The 17,029-nt window shown below is 63.3% G+C and carries 22 protein-coding genes; 16 read left to right on the forward strand and 6 right to left on the reverse strand.

Annotated elements, in window-relative coordinates:
- The first annotated feature begins 75 nt into the window (after positions 1 to 75).
- The 7 genes from FHS31_RS08190 to ssb all read left to right on the forward strand — a co-directional run bounded on the left by FHS31_RS08190 (position 76) and on the right by ssb (position 4,796).
- The gene (locus FHS31_RS08190) at positions 76 to 540 is read left to right on the forward strand and encodes a helix-turn-helix domain-containing protein (protein WP_167072863.1); all 465 of its coding nucleotides are present in this window, start codon (positions 76 to 78) and stop codon (positions 538 to 540) included.
- Between the two features lie 13 nt (positions 541 to 553).
- The gene (locus tag FHS31_RS08195; RefSeq protein WP_167072864.1) at positions 554 to 943 is read left to right on the forward strand and encodes a hypothetical protein; all 390 of its coding nucleotides are present in this window, start codon (positions 554 to 556) and stop codon (positions 941 to 943) included.
- Positions 944 to 1,088: 145 nt separating this feature from the next.
- A complete protein-coding gene (locus tag FHS31_RS08200) occupies positions 1,089 to 1,487 on the forward strand; it encodes a hypothetical protein (RefSeq protein WP_167072865.1) in 399 nt (132 codons plus the stop codon).
- Complete coding sequence (locus FHS31_RS08205; RefSeq protein ID WP_167072866.1) at positions 1,450 to 1,944, forward strand: helix-turn-helix domain-containing protein; 495 nt, start codon at positions 1,450 to 1,452, stop codon at positions 1,942 to 1,944. Before FHS31_RS08200 ends, FHS31_RS08205 begins: the two co-directional genes overlap by 38 nt.
- Before the next feature lie 77 nt (positions 1,945 to 2,021).
- Positions 2,022 to 2,300 (forward strand): FeoA family protein, encoded by a 279-nt coding sequence (locus FHS31_RS08210; protein WP_167072867.1) that lies wholly within the window; start codon positions 2,022 to 2,024, stop codon positions 2,298 to 2,300.
- Positions 2,297 to 4,156 (forward strand): ferrous iron transporter B, encoded by a 1,860-nt coding sequence (gene feoB / locus FHS31_RS08215; RefSeq protein ID WP_167072868.1) that lies wholly within the window; start codon positions 2,297 to 2,299, stop codon positions 4,154 to 4,156. Before FHS31_RS08210 ends, feoB begins: the two co-directional genes overlap by 4 nt.
- Positions 4,157 to 4,277: 121 nt before the next feature.
- Positions 4,278 to 4,796: a single-stranded DNA-binding protein gene (ssb, locus tag FHS31_RS08220; protein ID WP_167072869.1), complete on the forward strand. Its 519-nt coding sequence runs from the start codon at positions 4,278 to 4,280 to the stop codon at positions 4,794 to 4,796.
- 131 nt (positions 4,797 to 4,927) lie between these two features.
- Here ssb and FHS31_RS08225 read toward each other — a convergent pair whose 3' ends face one another.
- From FHS31_RS08225 to FHS31_RS08235, 3 genes are read right to left on the reverse strand one after another with little or no spacing between them, the layout of a single operon-like run.
- Positions 4,928 to 5,605 (reverse strand): GNAT family N-acetyltransferase, encoded by a 678-nt coding sequence (locus tag FHS31_RS08225; protein ID WP_167072870.1) that lies wholly within the window; start codon positions 5,603 to 5,605, stop codon positions 4,928 to 4,930.
- Positions 5,602 to 6,120, reverse strand: a complete 519-nt coding sequence (locus tag FHS31_RS08230) for a YceD family protein (protein WP_167072871.1) — start codon at positions 6,118 to 6,120, stop codon at positions 5,602 to 5,604. Before FHS31_RS08230 ends, FHS31_RS08225 begins: the two co-directional genes overlap by 4 nt.
- Positions 6,117 to 6,593 (reverse strand): ubiquinol-cytochrome C chaperone family protein, encoded by a 477-nt coding sequence (locus FHS31_RS08235; RefSeq protein WP_167073007.1) that lies wholly within the window; start codon positions 6,591 to 6,593, stop codon positions 6,117 to 6,119. The genes FHS31_RS08230 and FHS31_RS08235 overlap by 4 nt, the downstream gene beginning before the upstream one ends.
- Before the next feature lie 175 nt (positions 6,594 to 6,768).
- On the opposite strand from FHS31_RS08235, the gene FHS31_RS08240 reads away from it, so the two are divergent.
- From FHS31_RS08240 to FHS31_RS08255, 4 genes are all read left to right on the forward strand, one after another.
- Complete coding sequence (locus tag FHS31_RS08240; protein WP_167072872.1) at positions 6,769 to 7,245, forward strand: outer membrane protein assembly factor BamE; 477 nt, start codon at positions 6,769 to 6,771, stop codon at positions 7,243 to 7,245.
- Positions 7,246 to 7,338: 93 nt separating this feature from the next.
- Positions 7,339 to 8,235, forward strand: a complete 897-nt coding sequence (locus FHS31_RS08245; protein WP_167073008.1) for a tetratricopeptide repeat protein — start codon at positions 7,339 to 7,341, stop codon at positions 8,233 to 8,235.
- On the forward strand, positions 8,235 to 8,864 hold the full coding sequence (locus tag FHS31_RS08250; protein ID WP_167072873.1) for an LON peptidase substrate-binding domain-containing protein: 630 nt from the start codon (positions 8,235 to 8,237) through the stop codon (positions 8,862 to 8,864). The genes FHS31_RS08245 and FHS31_RS08250 overlap by 1 nt, the downstream gene beginning before the upstream one ends.
- A 260-nt stretch (positions 8,865 to 9,124) precedes the next feature.
- Entirely contained in the window at positions 9,125 to 9,325 is a 201-nt protein-coding gene (locus FHS31_RS08255; protein ID WP_167072874.1) for a hypothetical protein, read from the forward strand.
- Here the strand turns inward: FHS31_RS08255 and FHS31_RS08260 are convergent.
- Positions 9,322 to 10,542: an FAD-dependent monooxygenase gene (locus FHS31_RS08260; protein WP_425057208.1), complete on the reverse strand. Its 1,221-nt coding sequence runs from the start codon at positions 10,540 to 10,542 to the stop codon at positions 9,322 to 9,324. The genes FHS31_RS08255 and FHS31_RS08260 overlap by 4 nt on opposite strands.
- 254 nt (positions 10,543 to 10,796) lie before the next feature.
- On the opposite strand from FHS31_RS08260, the gene FHS31_RS08265 reads away from it, so the two are divergent.
- A complete protein-coding gene (locus FHS31_RS08265) occupies positions 10,797 to 11,144 on the forward strand; it encodes a helix-turn-helix domain-containing protein (RefSeq protein WP_167072876.1) in 348 nt (115 codons plus the stop codon).
- 84 nt (positions 11,145 to 11,228) lie between these two features.
- On the opposite strand, the gene FHS31_RS08270 is transcribed toward FHS31_RS08265, so the two are convergent.
- A complete protein-coding gene (locus tag FHS31_RS08270; RefSeq protein WP_167072877.1) occupies positions 11,229 to 12,125 on the reverse strand; it encodes a LysR family transcriptional regulator in 897 nt (298 codons plus the stop codon).
- A gap of 100 nt (positions 12,126 to 12,225) precedes the next feature.
- Between FHS31_RS08270 and FHS31_RS08275 the strand changes: the two genes are divergently transcribed.
- From FHS31_RS08275 to FHS31_RS08290, 4 genes are all read left to right on the forward strand, one after another.
- A complete protein-coding gene (locus FHS31_RS08275; RefSeq protein ID WP_167072878.1) occupies positions 12,226 to 12,528 on the forward strand; it encodes a hypothetical protein in 303 nt (100 codons plus the stop codon).
- An 18-nt stretch (positions 12,529 to 12,546) separates the two neighbouring features.
- A complete protein-coding gene (locus FHS31_RS08280; protein ID WP_167072879.1) occupies positions 12,547 to 13,245 on the forward strand; it encodes a pirin family protein in 699 nt (232 codons plus the stop codon).
- Between the two features lie 379 nt (positions 13,246 to 13,624).
- Positions 13,625 to 14,206, forward strand: a complete 582-nt coding sequence (locus FHS31_RS08285; RefSeq protein ID WP_341786318.1) for a sugar transferase — start codon at positions 13,625 to 13,627, stop codon at positions 14,204 to 14,206.
- 567 nt (positions 14,207 to 14,773) lie between these two features.
- Positions 14,774 to 15,460 carry a PEPxxWA-CTERM sorting domain-containing protein gene (locus tag FHS31_RS08290; protein ID WP_167072881.1) on the forward strand — a complete coding sequence of 229 codons (687 nt, stop codon included), beginning with the start codon at positions 14,774 to 14,776 and terminating at the stop codon, positions 15,458 to 15,460.
- A gap of 146 nt (positions 15,461 to 15,606) precedes the next feature.
- On the opposite strand, the gene FHS31_RS08295 is transcribed toward FHS31_RS08290, so the two are convergent.
- Entirely contained in the window at positions 15,607 to 16,848 is a 1,242-nt protein-coding gene (locus FHS31_RS08295) for an outer membrane beta-barrel protein (RefSeq protein ID WP_167072882.1), read from the reverse strand.
- Positions 16,849 to 17,029: the final 181 nt, after the last annotated feature.

Here is a 17,029-nt window from a genome sequence, read left to right on the forward strand (position 1 = left end):
AGACGCCATCAAACTCCAACCAAAATGGAGCTAATTTGGTGCCTTTACGGCGCTGTCGATCGGTAGTTACCTTGAATGGTGCGGAGGGCTACCGATATATTGACGGCGGGCGAGCGCGAAGCGTTGCGGCTCTACCTCCAGACCAGCGATCCGAAACAGATCGCGGCGCTGCTGGGCCGTAGCCATCATGAGATCGAACGGCGCTTCAAGGAAGCGCGGCGCAAGCTCGGCCTGAACCGTACGCGCGATGCCGCCGTCCTGCTCGCGATGGAGGAGGAAAATCCGGCATACCAAAGGGCGATATACCGCGATTTGGTAGGTGGCGAGGATCGCCCTTTCGATCTCATCAGGCCCCCCGTCGAGAGGGGCTGGTTCGCCAGAAACACGCCCTTCCCCACGAAGGGGCGACCCTGGAATGCGTTGCCGGTGGGCGCGCGGCTCATCGCCATATTGGCCGGGATGTTCCTCCTGGTCGCCACGGCGGTGCTGTTCGTGAACCTGGCGGCGACGCTGACCAGCATCGTTCGGCACGGGGAATGATCAGGGGCTATCCATGACCAATGCAAACGCATCGCATATTCAGCTCGTGCCGGCTGGACCATCGCTCGCCGCGCGCATGCAGACCGAGCTGAAGCAGGCCGAGGCGGCGTTCGATTCGACCGCCGGGCTGGCGGGCGAATTGATCGCCAAGACGATCCGCGCCGCCGAGATCGCCGGCATCCACCGCGTCCACATCCAGAAGCATCTGAAGCAACTCACCGCCAGCATCGATCATGCGCTTGAGGGTCAGATGGAGTTGCAGCGATTCCACCAGGCTTGCCGTGGCTTCATGAAGAACACCGACCTTAATACGGTTGGGTTTGGCGACCTCGGTGATACGCCAGATGCCACCACACCGCCATCGGGCATCGAGCGGTCCGAGCCGGCCACGGCGCTCATTTGACCGACCGGCTGCTAAGCGACCACTCAACGTGCCGCTTCATCAGCTGATCTTCATAAGCCTTTGTGCAGTCGCGTGCGGATATGCATTCGCATGCGGCGCACGTCCCGAGAGGATCTCGGCATGCTCGATACTCGCTGCGGCAGCATTGACCTATATCTTCAAGACACCACACGCGCATTTCTTTCACGAGCTGGAATGGCGCATTTTTCTCATAGACTTGGGCCTGCTCCTGATGCTGCTTGGCGTCGCACTCACCAGCGCGCGCTTCTGGCCGATCATCATGGCCGCGTTACAGGGCCTGAGTGTGATGGCGCACCTTGCCAAGATTCTCGATCAGGCAATCTTGCCCTACGTCTATTTCGGGCTGGCCAGCCTGCTTTCGTGGCCAATCGTGATCCTGCTGATCACTGCAACGGCGCGCCATCGCCTGCGGCTACGCCGTTTCGGCGTGGATTTCTCCTGGGTTTGGCAACTTCCGCCCGCCTATCGCGCGGGGTGGCTGGTTCATGAGCGAAGAGCTGATCGCCGTCTCGAACGGGACTGACGACGTCATCCGTCTTACCGACGAGCTTCGCCGTATCGCCAGCCGGATCCGGGACTCGGTCCCGTCCCGTCGCCGGGAGAGGCTAAGCGTCGACACGATCGATCAACCCGATCATCTGACGCTGGCAGAGGCAATGCTCTCGGCCCGCCGCCGCATCGGCAATCACTTCCCGCCGCTGCTGTTCGCCGATCCGGCCCGCGATCTGCTGCTCGATCTGTATGCGTCAGGTCTGCGCGGAAAGCCGGTGTCGATCAGCAGCGCGTGCATCGCTGCTGCCGTGCCTGCAACGACCGCGCTGCGGTGGATCAAGAAGCTGCAGCGGGATGGCCTCGTCAAACTGGAACGGGATACCGCGGATAATCGGCGCGTGCTGATCCGGCTGAGCGAGCCTGCGGTGTCGCGGGTGGAGGCCTATGTGAACGAGGTAGCGATGCTGTTCGATTCATGCACGTCCTAGAACGGTCGGCGGTGGCTTCCGACAATAGGTTCAGCGGCGAACGGAAACCCTAAACGGCTGGCGCGGCGTCACAGTTAATGATAATCACTCGCATCATCTTTTGCGCGGTGCCCGTTTTGCGTCTCGACCAACTTCCCCATCGGCAGGCTTCCACGATCAGCGCGATCGATTGGGAGAGGCTTGACGTGCGGGAAGCACGGCGCCTGCAGGAACTGGGTTTCGTCGAAGGGGTGGCGATCGAGGCGCTACATCGCGGGCCGTTCAAGGATCCGATCGCCTGCCGCGTTGGTACGATGACGATCGCGCTGCGCCGCGCGCTGGCGGCTGCGATCAGCGTAGAACCGATCGCAGCATGAATCCGCAACCCCTGATCGCGGTGGTCGGCAATCCCAATGCCGGAAAGAGCGCGCTGTTCAACGCGCTGACCGGCGCGCGGCAGAAGGTCGGCAATTATCCGGGCGTGACGGTCGAGCGGAAAACGGGGCGGATGAGCTTCGACGATGGTCGCCCGGCGGAACTGGTCGATCTGCCTGGCACGTACAGCCTCAACCCCGCCAGCCCGGACGAGGCGGTGACGCGGCAGGTGCTTATGGGGCAGCGTGAGGGCGAGCGGAAGCCGGGCGCGCTGCTGATCGTCGTCGATGCGACCAACCTTAATAATCACCTCCGCTTTGCGCTGCAGCTGATCGGGCTTGGGCTGCCGACGGTGATCGCGCTCAACATGATCGATATGGCCGAGCGCGACGGGATTGTGATCGATCAGGCGCGGCTTTCGGCCGAGCTCGGCGTGCCGGTGGTGGCGACCGTCGCGGTGCGAAAACGCGGTCTCGACGATTTGCGCGCCGCGCTGGATCGTGCGGTGGCCGGCGGGGGGCGACCGCTGGCGGCGGTGCTGCCGAACCCCGAGGATTTCGGCGAGGTCCAGCGCCGGGCCACCGCCATCGCGCATGCGGTGGCGCAGCAGCCGGCCAGCGCTAAGCTGACCAACGGCTTCGATCGAATCGCGCTGCATCCGGTGGCCGGGCCGATCCTGCTCGCTGTCTTGATGTTCGTGATGTTCCAGGCGGTCTTCTCGTGGAGCAAGGTCCCGGTGGACGCGCTGGCGAGCCTTCAGGCCAAGATGGCGGCGCTCGCCGTCGCCGATCTGCCGCCGAGTTTCCTGCGGTCTCTGCTTGTCGAGGGCGTCATCAACGGCGTCGGATCGGTCGTCGCCTTCCTGCCGCAGATCCTGGTGCTGTTTCTCTTCATCCTGGTCCTCGAAGCATCGGGCTATATGGTCCGCGCGGCGTTTCTGATGGATCGGATGATGGCAGGCGTGGGGCTTTCGGGCCGCGCGTTCATTCCTCTGCTATCATCCTTTGCTTGCGCTATCCCGGGCATCATGGCGACGCGATCGATCGATGATGAGCGCGATCGTCTGACGACGATCCTGATCGCGCCCTTGATGACCTGTTCGGCGCGGCTGCCCGTCTATGCGGTGATCATCGGCGCCTTCATCCCCGTGCGCGATCTGTTGCCCGGCGTCGGCTTGCAGGGGCTGGTACTGTTCTGCCTTTATGTCTTCGGGGTCGCGGGGGCGATGCTGGCCGCGGCCGTGATCAAGCGGACCGTGGCGAAGGGCGCCAGCGGCGGTTTCCTGATCGAGATGCCGCGCTACCAGATGCCGATCTGGCGCGATGTCGCAATCGGGCTGTGGCAGCGTTCGCTGATCTTCCTCAAGCGTGCGGGCACGATCATCCTGGCGGTGACCGCGGTGCTTTGGCTGCTGACATCCTATCCGCAGGTGCCCGCGGGCAGCAGCCTCAAGCAGAGCGAATATTCGATCGCCGGGCGGATCGCGTCGGTGATCGAGCCCGTGGTGCGGCCGATCGGCTTCAACCATTCGATCACGCTGGCGCTGATTCCCGCGATGGCGGCGCGCGAGGTCGCGGTCTCGGCGCTGCAGACCACCTATTCGATCGATGCCGGCGATGATGAGAATAAGGGCGAGCAGCAATTGGTGGGCCGGCTGCGCACCGCCTGGTCGCTGCCGACCGCGCTCGCCTTCCTCGCCTGGTTCGTCTTCGCGCCGCAGTGCCTGTCGACGATCGCGGTGATCCGGCGCGAAACCAATGGCTGGAGATGGCCGCTGTTCACTTTGGGCTATTTGTTTGCGCTGGCCTGGGGCGCGGCGGGCATCACCTTCTGGACGGCGACCGCGCTGGGGCTCTGATCCGCGCACTTATCCCAAGCACTCTCAAATTCCGATCGTGTCGAGCGCAGTCGAGACACGTCCCTCGACTTCGCTCGGGACGAACGGTTAATGAGGGTCAGGAATCAGGAGAGCAAACGGCATGGCCGGCAGCGTCAACAAAGTCATTCTCGTCGGCAATCTCGGGCGCGATCCCGAATCGCGAACCTTCCAGAACGGCGGCAAGGTGGTGAACCTGCGGATCGCGACCAGCGAGACGTGGAAGGACCGCAGCTCGGGCGAGCGCAAGGAGCGCACCGAATGGCATAGCGTCGCCATCTTCAGTGAACCGCTGGCCAACACCGCCGAAAAATATCTGCGCAAAGGCTCAAAGGTCTACATCGAGGGATCGCTGGAAACACGGAAGTGGCAGGATCAATCGGGCAACGACAAATATAGCACCGAGGTCGTGCTGCGGCCGTTCACCGGTACACTCGTCATGCTCGACGGTCGCGGCGAGGGCGGCGGGCAGAGCAGTGGTGGTGGTGGCGGTTGGAGCGAAGAGCCCAACGACTTTGGCGGCGGCTATGGCGGTGGCGCTCGCTCGGGCGGTGCTGGTGGGGGCGGTGCCTCGCGCCCGGCGCCTTTCGACAACGACCTCGACGACGACGTGCCCTTCTGAAAGGGCATCGGCCGCGACGTGCGCAATCATTGAGCTTGGCGTCACCCCGGACTTGTTCCGGGGTCCACCCGACAATGATTTCCGGAGATTGCGGATAGGTGGATGCCGGACCAAGCCCGGCATAACGCTCGCTAAAGCGGCGCGAGCATTGTCAGCAACAGCTCCCGCCGCGTGCGATAGCCCAGCCGTTCGTAAAGCGCGTTGGCGGCGACGTTGGCCGCATAGCTGTGGAGGATAGGCGTCTCGCCACGCTCCAGAATACGCTGGGCGACGATCGTCATCAGTGCGGCGGCATAGCCCTGGCCGCGATGATCGGGGTGCGTGCAGACGCCGCTGACCTCGACATAGCCCTCGGGCTGGAGCCGCTGGCCGGCCATGGCGATAAGCGCGCCGCCCTGCTTGATCCCGATGAAGCCGCCCAGTTCATAGGTGTTGGTCTTGAATGGCCCCGGTTCGGTCAACAGCGCCAGCGCGAGCATGGTGGGGCCGTCCTCGGGCGTCAGCTCTACGAATGGCACAGGCGGAGGGACGGGGCTCGGTCGATCGAGCACCATCTGCAGGCAGGGCTTGGCGGAGAGCTGTCGATAGCTGGGCGGTGCTGGTGGCGCTTCGGCTTCGAGCATCGCGAACGGCTCGCCGCCAGCGAGGCGTGCCAGCGCCTCCAGGTTTGCCGCCCCGCTATCGGCGGTCGCCGCGAAGATACCGATGTCATGGCGAAAGCGCACGGCCGGGCCATCGGCGATCGTCAGCGCCGCTTGCCGTCCGGTTAAAGCGTTCCAAACCGGCCGATCGCGCGGATCGCCGCTCATTTCTTGAGCAGATCAGCTAATCCGGCGAGCGGGGAGGGGGCGATCGCGTCGCCTTCCTGCAGCACCCCCGCCGCGCGCAGCACGGCATCGGCATCGGGTGCGCGGGGAAAAGGATCGAGCGAGAGGGTCATCGTCTGGGCGACGGCTTCGCCGAGATCGATCGCGCCGCCGGTATAGGCCATGTCATCGAGCGCATCGCTGTCGATCTCCACGTCCTCGTCGGGCGCATCGGTCTCGGGCACGAAGCGCAGCGCGAAGGGCGCATCGATCGCCTGCGGCACGTCCGCGCCACTGGCGACGCAGGCTTGTATGACCTGTGCGACGATCCGTCCCTCGGCAGAGACGACCGCGCCGTCGCGTATCAGCGTTGCCTCGGCACTCAGCCGGTCCAGCGCCAGCAGATCGAAGCGGGCGGCGAGCGCGGCGCACTCCGCAGGGTCCGCCTCGATCGAGACCTTGCGCGGCTCGCCCAGCGTATCGAGCGCATAGGCGCGGGAAAATTCGGGCGGGGTCACGCCGGCCAATCCCCGTGCAATATCTCGCCGATCGGCGTGGCCGCCAGCGCGGCGCGAAACGCGATCAGTCCGTCGCGCAGCACCGCGACCTGCGCCGGCGGCGCGCCGGCCTCAACCCGCAGCAGATTGCGCGCCACCGCCCCATCGAGATCACCGCCCTCGGCCAGCGCCTCACGGAAAGCGCCCAACCTTCCGCCGAGCATGCTCATCAGCCGCCCGATATGTTTGCCGACAAGCAAGTCGCCGACGCCCTCCTGGCGGAGCTGGCCGTCCATATCGTCAATGAAGATTTCTGTGAGCCGCGCCGAGGGCTCGCGCGCGGCATCGCCCTCTGTTTCCAAGCGCAGCAGCACGAGGCTCAGGATCGCGCTGACCATATCGAAGCGGCCATCGATCGTATCGGGAACGCCGCCCTCGCGGTACCAGACCGGGCGGCGCGCGGTGCTGACGATCTGCCGATACAGCGGGATCATCGCTTCGCGTGCGCCATCGCGCCCGGTCAGCTTCCGCAACAATGTCTTGAGCACCACGCCTCCCTTTGCGGCCAGCCGTGCTTGCCGACGCCGCCTGCCCCGCATATTGAGGCCCGCGCGCCCCGATGCAACCGGTGGGGTTGGCAAGGTGAGAGTGGCGGGAGACCAAGCAGCGATGGCCAAGTTGATGAAGCGCAAATCGGCGGCCCTGTTGCTGTCGGTCGCCGCGCTCGGCCTGGGAGGCTGCACCCGCGTGCTGGATCACCAGGGTTATGTCCTCGATCCGGTGCTGGCCGGCGGCATCGAGCCCGGTATCGACAACCGCAATTCGGTTGAGAAGACGCTGGGCCGCCCGAGCCTGGTCAGCGAATTCGATGGCGGCCAGAATTGGTATTATTGGTCGCGCGGCACCTCGCAATTCGCGGCGGGGACGCCGAAGCCGGTGGCGCAGGCGATGCTCACGGTGCGATTCTCGCCTGCGGGGGACGTCACGGACGTGCAGCACACCAAGCGCGAGACGATCCGTTACGTGTCGCTGTTCGGCCGCACCACGCCGACGCTCGGCCGCAAGCGCAATTTCTTCTCCGAATTGTTCGGTAACATCGGCGCGGGCGGACGTGGTGCTGCGCCGACGGCGGACAAGCCCAACTAAGCCACGCCAAAGCTTGCTCTCCGGCGGCGAGTTCCCACATAGGGCGCCGTAACGAACGGTATCCAAGGGAGCGATGATTTGGCGACGCTGGGCATGAGCGCGGCCGATAAGGAAGCGATCGAGAAGTTTCGGCGCGATGTCGTCGATCCTTCGATGAACGCGCTCGTCATCCTCGATTTCTGGGCGGAATGGTGCGGGCCCTGCAAGCAGCTGACGCCGATCCTGGAAAAGGTGGCGCGCGATTATGCGGCCAAGGGCGTGGTTCTCGCCAAGATCAACGTCGATGAGGATAAGCTCATCGCGGCGCAGTTCCGCGTGCAGTCGATTCCCACTGTCTATGCGATCTTCCAGGGCCAGCCGGTCGCCGATCTGACTCCGGCGCGTACCGAGGGGCAGCTGACGCAGATGCTCGATCAGATCCTCCGCCAGCTGCCGATCCAGAGCGAGGCCGATGCGCTGGCGCAGGATATCGCGCCGCTGATCGCGATGGGCGAGGAGGCGCTGGAGGCCGGTGACGCCGAGCGCGCGATATCGATTTTTGCTCAGATCGTTGAGATGGCGCCCGAAGACCCCGTGGTGGTCGGCGGGCTCGCAAGGGCGCTGCTCGCGGCGGGGCAGACCGATGAGGCGAAGGCAATGCTCGATGCGCTGCCCGAGGATAAAGCCAAGGATCCGGCGATTCAGCGTGCGCGCGCGGCGGTGACGCTGGCGGCGGAAGCGGCCCCGGCCGAAGATCTCGATCCGCTGCGCGCGAAAGTCGCCGCCGATCCCGCCGATCAGGACGCGCGTTATGAGCTGGCGGGCGCCTTGATGGGGGCGGGTGATCGCGATGGCGCGGCCGATCTGCTGCTCGGCTCGATCGAGCTGGATCGCGACTGGAACGAGGCCGCGGCGCGCAAGCGGCTGATCACCCTGTTCGAGGCGACCGGTCTTGAAGATCCCTGGGTTTCCGCGCAACGTAGGCGGCTCTCGGCCATTCTGTTCGGATAATGATCAAGACCGGTTCCCGTCTGTCCATCTTTCCGCTGCCGGGCGCGCTGCTGCTGCCGCGCGCCTATCTGCCGCTGCACATCTTCGAGCCGCGCTATCGGGCGCTGGTCAGCGACAGCCTGGCGCGGGATCGTCGGGTCGCGATGATCCAGCCGATTCCGGGCGAGGAACGAGCGGACCGTCCCGATCTCTTCGATATCGGCTGCGTCGGCCGCATCGCCAATGTCGAGGCGCTGGAGGATGGCCGTTTCAACCTGATCCTCGAAGGCGTCTCGCGCTTTCGTGTCGTCCGCGAACTGGAGGCCGGCACCGCCTTTCGCCAGATCGAGGCCAGTTTCGACGAATTCTCCGAGGATGAAGCCGATCCTGATCCGCTGCCGAGCCCGATGCGCTCCGAGATCGAGCGTGAGGCGCGGCGGTTCGCCGATGCGCGCGGGCTGATGATCGACTGGGACGGGGTCGAGCGGCTCGACGATGAATCTCTGGTCAACGGCATGGCGCAGGCGATCCCGTTCGACGTCGTCACCAAGCAGGCCTTGCTGGAAGCGGCGGACGCTCTGGCGCGCGCCGATCTGCTGGTGGATTTCCTGCGCCTCGGCGCCGGAGACGGCAGTCAGACCCTGCAATAAGCACCCGATTTCGCGCGAAAGCGGATTAGCGTCGCTCCCGTAACAATTGCTTACGTTTTAACCCGGAATTTCGGGGTTTTTACGTATGGCGGTCCATTGTCTTAACCATCAAATGCCGCTTAACACGATGAGGGCATGACCGATGGAACAGGCGATTTTCCCGAAAGCGGCACTCGGCCCCGCGTTGCTGATGGGCACCGGAGTCTGGGCTGCTTTGATCGCCCTGATCCACGTGCTTTGATTGGAAAGGGGACATTGTGATGGAAATACTTCGCAAGATCCGCTGCTGGCTGGGGCATCATCACCGGTCGCGTTTTCACGTCCGGATGGGCAGCGATCGCCAGTGGCGCTCCAAATGCGATGGCTGCGGCGTGCGCATGCAGTGGGTAGCGGCCAGCGACCAGTGGATGACGATCGCCGATCATCGTGCCATCCCCCGCGATCAGCGGATCACCGCCTAAACCGGCTGACCGCCGAGCAGCTTGGGGAGTTGCCCCGATTCCCCACGCGCTTCGGCCATGAAGGCGCGCTTCAGCGGCGGTAGCCGATCGACCAACCCCAATCCGAAGCGGCGTATCGCGCGCGGCGCTTTACCCCGCAGCCCGAACAGACGGGTAAGACTGTCCGTGGCGGCGGCGACCATCAATGTATCGAGCGCGCGCCAGCGTTGATAGCGATCGAGCAATTGGGCGTCGCCGAGATCGAGTCCAAGCCGGGCACCCTCCACCAGCACTTCGGCCAAAGCGGCGACATCGCGGAATCCCAAGTTGAGACCCTGGCCCGCGATAGGGTGGATACCATGCCCGGCATCGCCGACCAGCGCCAGCCGCTCAGCAGTGATCTTCGTGGTATGGTGGAAACCCAGCGGATAGGCCGCACGCGGCGAGGCGGCGCGGAGAGCCCCCAACATTCCGCCCATGCGTTTCTCCGCTTCGGCCAGGAAAGCGCGATCGGGCAGATCGAGCATCGCCGCCTTGTCCCGCGCCGCCACCGTCCAGACGATCGCCGAGCGATGTCCCTCGGCGTCGTCCAGCATCGGCAGCAGCGCGAATGGGCCGCTGGGATAGAAGATCTCGTAAGCGATATTGCCGTGCGGCGCTTCGTGGCCGAGCGTGGCGATGATTGCGGCGTGATCGTAGCTCCAGCGCGCGACGGTAATTCCCGCCGCCTCGCGCGTCGGGGAATGGCGCCCCTCGGCGGCGATCAGCAGCGCGGCGGAGACGGTGCGCCCGTCGGCAAGCGTAACGCGCACCTCGTGATCGTTGCGTTCGGTCTTCACCGGCGTTGTCGGCATCAGCAAAGTGACGCTGGCCGCCTCCGCTGCCGCGAAGTGAAGCGTCTGCCGTAGCACGCGATTCTCGAACATCAGGCCGAGCGGGCCCTCGCTTGCGTCGGCATCGAAATCGAGCATGTTGGGCGCGAGCCCATCGCTGACGCGGATCGTGTTGATCGGGCAGCCCTTGCCGTCCAGCCGCTTGGCCACGCCGATCGCCTCCAGCATCGCCCAGGAAGCGCTGGCCACTGCGGAGGCACGGCCGTCGAACCCCGCCGCCTGTACCGTGGCCGGATCGGCCGGATCGATCACGATGCTGGTAAGGCCGTGGGCATCCAGCGCGAGCGCGAGCGTCAGGCCGACCAGGCCCCCGCCGAGAATGATGACATCGGAGCGTTCCATCATTCCTCTAAAGACCTACCGCAAGCGATTGACCAGCCCCTTCGCAAACCCAGGCGGGAGCACTATCTTATCCTTATGTTGGGAATTTTCGCGCGAGTATGCCGTCACGTCGTCTGACTCTAACCCATGTGGATTTCCGCAGCGCAATAACGAGGTCGGCTCGCTAAATGCCACCCCAATGTTCGGAATATTTTCCGGTGTTAGTGATCTAAATACTGCATTTCGCTCACTTTTCTCTTTTTCGGTTGATCATGCAAATGCTTAAAAATCTGCCTCAAGTAGATGAGGATCTCAACGAGCGAGAAACGCTTCTGGCGATGCTCGCAGAAGCGCGCACCTTAGTTCAAAGGCTGGAGACCGCGCTTTGGCGGCTCAACGATCCGGATGACCGGGATGCCAACCCGGTTCTTTACTGGCGAAGGAAACGCCGGATCAGTCAATCCGAACTTGCCAGGATGGTAGGCGTGACGGCCGCTGCGATCTGCCGGATAGAACATGCCGCGCATGTCGCGGCCCGCCCGGAGACCCTGAAGGGCATCAGTGCTGCGCTGAACGTACCTGTGGAGTGGTTGACCGTGGCGCGACCCATACGCTCTGATCGCTAGCGCGCACGGCAGAGATGGTGGGATAGCGACAGACTGTAAGACGGGCCGTCCGCTGTTGCTCCCATTGGCGGCTTGCCCAGGTCTTCAATGATCGCAGGCGGCGAATTGACCGAGCAGCCAGGATGCGGCGGGGCCGGGAGGGCTGTCGTGCCGCCAGATGCCGGAAAACCGATAGGTCTGGCCGGGATGATCGGGCATCTTGAGCAATTTCAGCGTGCCCGCGACGAGATCGGGCGCGATCATCGGCAGCGGCATGTTGCCCCAGCCGATGCCCTCGCGGAGCAGCGCATGCTTGGAACCGAGATCGGCGAGCCGCCAGGTGCGCGGGCTCAGCACCGAGAAATCGCGCCCCTCGGTCAGCGGCGAACGATCGGTGAGGACGAGCTGGATATGATCGCGCGCCGCCCCCGGCAGCAATGGTTCGGCCAGCGCCAGCGGGTGATCGGGCGCCGCGACGGGCACCATCTCCACCGATCCCAGCGCGCGCGTATCGAGCTCCACCGCTTCGGATGCCAGCGGGCCGCTGACGCCGATCGCGGCGCGGCGATCGATCACCAGCGCGTTGACCGCGCCCAGCGCCTCAACATGCAGGCGCAGCGTCACCGTCGGGTATTCGGCGGCAAAGGCGCGCAGCACGCGGCCCAGCCATTCGCCGGGGAGCAGGACATCGACCGCGAGAGTGATCTGCGCCTCCAGCCCCTGGCTCAGGCCCTTCACCTTGGCCCGGAGCGTTTCGATCCCGCGTGATACGCTGCGCGCCTCGATCAGTACGGCCTGTCCGGCCTGCGTCAGCACCGGCCTTCGCGTGCCCTCGCGATCGAACAGGGTGAGGCCGAGCTGGGCCTCGAGATTGGCGATGCCGTAGCTGATCACCGAAACGGCGCGGTTGAGCCTCCGGCCCGCGGCGGCGAAGCTGCCCGTCTCGACCACCGCGAGGAAGACGCGAAGCTGATCCAGGGTAGGGGTGCCGGGCTCGGACATTTCAATTCTCTGGAATGATCGGGCCGATTTTATCCCACTTCCGCGCAATGTCGAGCATGGCCATATCGGCGGCACAACAAAGGCTCAGGACACTATCGCCATGGCAACGCTCGCCCAACCGACACTCTCCCGCAGCGAATGGCATGCGGTTTCGATCGCGCTCAATGATGCGGCAGCGTCGGGCTGCAGCGGGGCGGGGCAGGGGCTGCTCGGGCGGCTCTATACCGCCGTTACCGGCAACCAGCCTCCACGTCCGTTGGCGGACGCGCGGCTGGAGATGGTGCGGCGTTTCGTCTGCGCCACCCGGCGGCACAATCCGGCCGCCAACGATCTGGTGCCCGCGCTCGAAGCGCAAGGCTTCAGCCGCGCGCAGCTCGATGCGATCGCGCTTCTCGCCGCCTGACAATTTAAGGAATTCAAGATGATCGACGTTCGTCCGTTCGGAAGCCTGGGTGGCGAAAACCACGGCTGGCTCGATGCCAAGCATCACTTCTCTTTCTCCAACTATCATGATCCGGCCCGCAGCGGCTGGGGCAATCTGCGCGTCTGGAACGATGACGTGATCGCGCCTGGCACCGGCTTTCCGCCGCACCCGCACCGCGACATGGAGATCATCACCTACGTCCGCACCGGCGCGATTAGCCACAAGGATAGCCTTGGCAACGAGGGCCGGACCGCGGCGGGCGATGTGCAGGTGATGTCGGCCGGCACCGGCATCCGTCACGCGGAATATAATGCCGAGGATGTGCCAACGACGCTCTTCCAGATCTGGATCACGCCGACACGCACCGGCGAACAACCGAACTGGGGGCAGCGGCCCTTTCCGCGGGGCGATCGCGCGGGCAGATTCGTGGTGCTCGCGAGCGGCTTCGCCAACGACAACGACGCGCTGGCTATCCGCACCAATGCGCGCGTTCTCGGCGCGACGATCAAAGCCGGGGACACGATCGAATATCCGCTGGGGGAAGAGCGCAGGGCCTATCTTGTGCCGGCGACCGGCGCGGTGGAGATCGAAGGGCAGCGGATCAACGCCCGGGACGGCGCCGCGATAAGCGCTGTCGCAACCGTGCGCGTGACCGCGCTGGAAGACAGCGAGCTAGTGATGGTCGACGCTGCCTGAGCAGCAAGCCGCAGGGAATCGGCCGGGGTAAAGACCGATTCCCTGCAAGCGTTTCCTCGGCGCCCGTTAACCACCTTCTTTGGTGTGTCTCATCCCGCACTTTTGCTGCAGCTCAAGCGTCATCCGACTTTTTCGGCCAAACGCAGCGCAAAACCGCTTCGCCGCAGCGCAGCAAATAATAATCCATGAATGGCGAAAAAGCGGGTTTCTTTCGCAGCGCAGCAGTGTTACTAGAAAATTAACCGGGGGTAGCCGGGGCGTTTCGGGGGGTAAATCGATGGCGAGCGTGGCGTGGTATAGCGCCCCTGCTGAAGGGTCGCGTGCAAGTGCCGGCAAATCATTTGGTCATTGGGACGGCCTTACGGTTCGAGTAATTGATGTGATCGGTAGCTTGGGGCTGCTGGTCTTCCTTGCGCCGCTGATGATCATCGTCGCCGCGCTGGTGTTTCTGACCAATCCCGGCCCGGTAATCTTCGGTCACCGTCGGATCGGCCGGCATGGCCAAAGTTTCAAATGCCTCAAGTTTCGCAGCATGGTGGTTGATGCCGAGTCGCGGTTGGAGCATCTGCTCGCCAGCGATGCGGAAGCGCGTCTGGAATGGGAGCGCGATCACAAGCTGCGCAATGATCCGCGAATCACGTCGATCGGCAGCTTCCTGCGCCGCACCAGCCTCGATGAGCTGCCGCAGCTTTTCAACGTTTTGATCGGCGAGATGAGCCTGGTCGGGCCGCGCCCGATCGTCGAGGCGGAAGTGCAGCGGTATGGCCGCTACTTCGGATATTATAAGCAGGTTCGCCCCGGTATCACGGGCATGTGGCAGGTCGGTGGCCGCAATAACACTACCTACCGCCGCCGTGTCGCGCTGGATGTCCTTTATGCGCGGACGAGTTCGGTAGGGCTCTATTGCAAGATCCTGCTGGCGACGGTGCCGAGCGTATTGGCAGCACGCGGCTCTTATTGAGCGGGACGCGCGGGCTTAAAGCCAGGCGTGACCCATTAGGGCTGCCGCAAGCCATAACAAGCTGGCCATAGGGATCGAAAAGAGCAGGGCACGGAGCGAAAACTGGTCTGCAGCAACCCGTACCCCGTTCGTGCGGCGGTCAGCGCGAATATCGCGCCAGTACGGAATTTCTGCGTTGCGTGTATCAGACGCAGTATCAATGTCCGCAAGCCTCACAGCCCACCTCTTCTGAGCTATTGATTAATTCCTATGTAATGGAAGCAGCGGGCTTTTGTTCCATATGGTTCACCGTCGAGAAGCCGCTGGATATCTGCAAGGCCGATACCTGTATTCGCCGAATCGGCACGATCTATCCTTGCCGCGCACAATAGTTAATCCGCCGGACCGTCGGCATTTTCGACATTGGGGCAGAAAAACGGGGAAAAAGAGCGATTATCCTAGCCAAAACTTATTGTGCACCTGCAACGCGGCTGTTGACTCGGTCCGTAACATTCTTTAACAAGGTTAGTAATACGTTAATTCCGCCGGGGTGGTTGGCGGTTTGGGTTCTTTAGGGGGGTTCTGTATATGAAGCGGCTTCTTGCTATGCTCGCCACCGGTGTGTCTGTCGCTGTCGCGACGCCATCGTTTGCGGCGACGACCGTCACTGTTCCGGTCACTTTCAACCTCGCCACTGCGTCGGTTAACACCAACGGCAACACGACGATCTCGCAAACGAAGTCGATTTCTTCGAAGGTTATCGGCGCGGGCGATGTGGTCGATATCCAGGTCAGTTTTGCGGCTGGGCAGTCGATCACGCTGAACGGCAAGATCGATTTGCACGCTTATCTGCAGGCGGCACTTGGCCAGGCGCAAGCTTATGCCGATGAAAGCCATGCAACGATCAAGTTGCTTAACGGCGCAACGACGGTATTCAGCAGCGCAATCCCCGACGGTGATAGCGGCGCGCAGAATGCGGTTGGCGACGATTTGGGTCTCGCCAATGGCATCACCTATAACCCGGCAGACTCGGTGACGTTCACGGGTATGGACCTCACATTCACGGTCGACGGTTTCTCTGATGATAACGGTGATCCGGTGGCTGCTGCGAACAATCGTAGCTACAATCTGGCGGGCTTCTCGGTTAGCGCGGCTAACGCGACGATCAGCGGCGTTCCTGAACCGACGACTTGGGGCATGATGGTACTCGGCTTCGGCGCTCTCGGCATCGCGATGCGCCGCCAGCCCCGCGCGCGGGTCAATTTCACCGCATAATTCCAGTCTCGATCAAGGAAGGGCGCTCGAAAGAGCGTCCTTTTTTGTGCGTCGCAATCATCGGCCTTTCCTTGTGCAATGCAGCATTGAGAGCGCGTCGATGCTCTGCGTCCTTCGCGGTAAATCGGTATCGGCGGCTGTCCTGCTTATTGCCCACTAATTGGGACAGGATCGAAGGCGTTGGCGCCAAAGCGCAACGCCAGGGTCGCCGTCACAATGGTCTCATTGTACCGGTAGTTTTGCTGAGCCGAATCCCGCTTGGACCGTTCGGCATGGAAGCTTAGCGAATAGCGGCCTGCCGGGCTGTAGGTCAGATCCGCCTCCGCCGTCCCGATCCGTTCTTTGTGCGCCGGGGCCAGCTGGTTAAACAGCGGACCCACCAGAAAATTGCGCCACGCTTGCTTATAGTCGGCGCTTATGGAGAGCGAACTGGTGACCTGCGTGAGACCGCCTATCTTGAGGGTGCTGGCGCGCACGCCGTTGGAGAGAATGGCGCTTGTCGTCTGAAAACTTCGGTTGGCCACGATACTGAATTGAAGCGTATCGCGCGGCGACCATTGCGCGGTCGCGGCGCCTATGACGCCCGAGAAATTCTGGTTCAAACCGGACTTGTCCGTATGCCGGGCGATGCCGAGCCGCCCCTCAAACTGCAGCAATATCGATGGCTGGTAGAGCAGATGCCCCTCGATCGATCGCTCGTCATAGGATGACCGGTAGCCGATCGGCGCGCCATTCAAGACGAACGCCTGGGACTCAAGGCCCCTTGAGCGCGTGAGATGCGCCTCGATCGCTGCGATATTGCCCGCCGGCGAGTAATAGCCAAACCCGACTCGGACACCGTACCGCTGATAATCATTTACCGCGACGAGCGGGTCCGTATTGGTGCTACGCGAAAAATCGCCGCCGGCGATCAGACGAAAATCTCCCAGTATCGCGCGCGTCGCGCTGCCGGAAACGGTCGATAAGGTCTGGATCGATCGCGCCGTGCTGCGGACGTCTTGATAGGAGGTCAGCCTGCGAACGCTTCCGGCATCGACCGTTATCGAGCTTATGGCTTGTTGATGTTTGAGCGACAGACCGAAGTCATACCCCAGATTGTTCAGATCCTTGTTGCGCGCGAAAATGGTGCGTTGGGCTGCCGCATGCCCTTGAATCCGCAGGTTGTTGCGGCTCAGATCGAGCAGCAAAATAGCTTCCGCCGTTAGACTGCGGTCCGACGAGTTCTTGCCGAACTGAGCCTTGAGGTCCGCGGGCAGGCGGTAGACGTTCGAGTCGGTCGCGCCCTGCACGCTCGCGAGCGCGGACAGGTCGGCGGCCGCCGCCGGAAAAGCGCCGACGGTGACCGTCAGCAGCGCTATGGATGTCGTATTCCCCCGCATGATCTGCATGCCTAATGCCAAGCGGGGATTAGGGTCCAGCGCGCAACGCAGAATTAAGCTTTTGCATTGCAGCAGCCGTTTGACTCGATCGTTAAATTCCGTTACCTAAAATCGGACCGCATTCGCTGCCGGGGCTGGTTTGGGCGGAGTGCGACAAAGTTTTTGGGGGGTAGATTATGAAGCTGCGGAA

This window comes from Sphingomonas vulcanisoli, assembly GCF_011761305.1.
GTDB lineage: Bacteria > Pseudomonadota > Alphaproteobacteria > Sphingomonadales > Sphingomonadaceae > Sphingomonas_I > Sphingomonas_I vulcanisoli.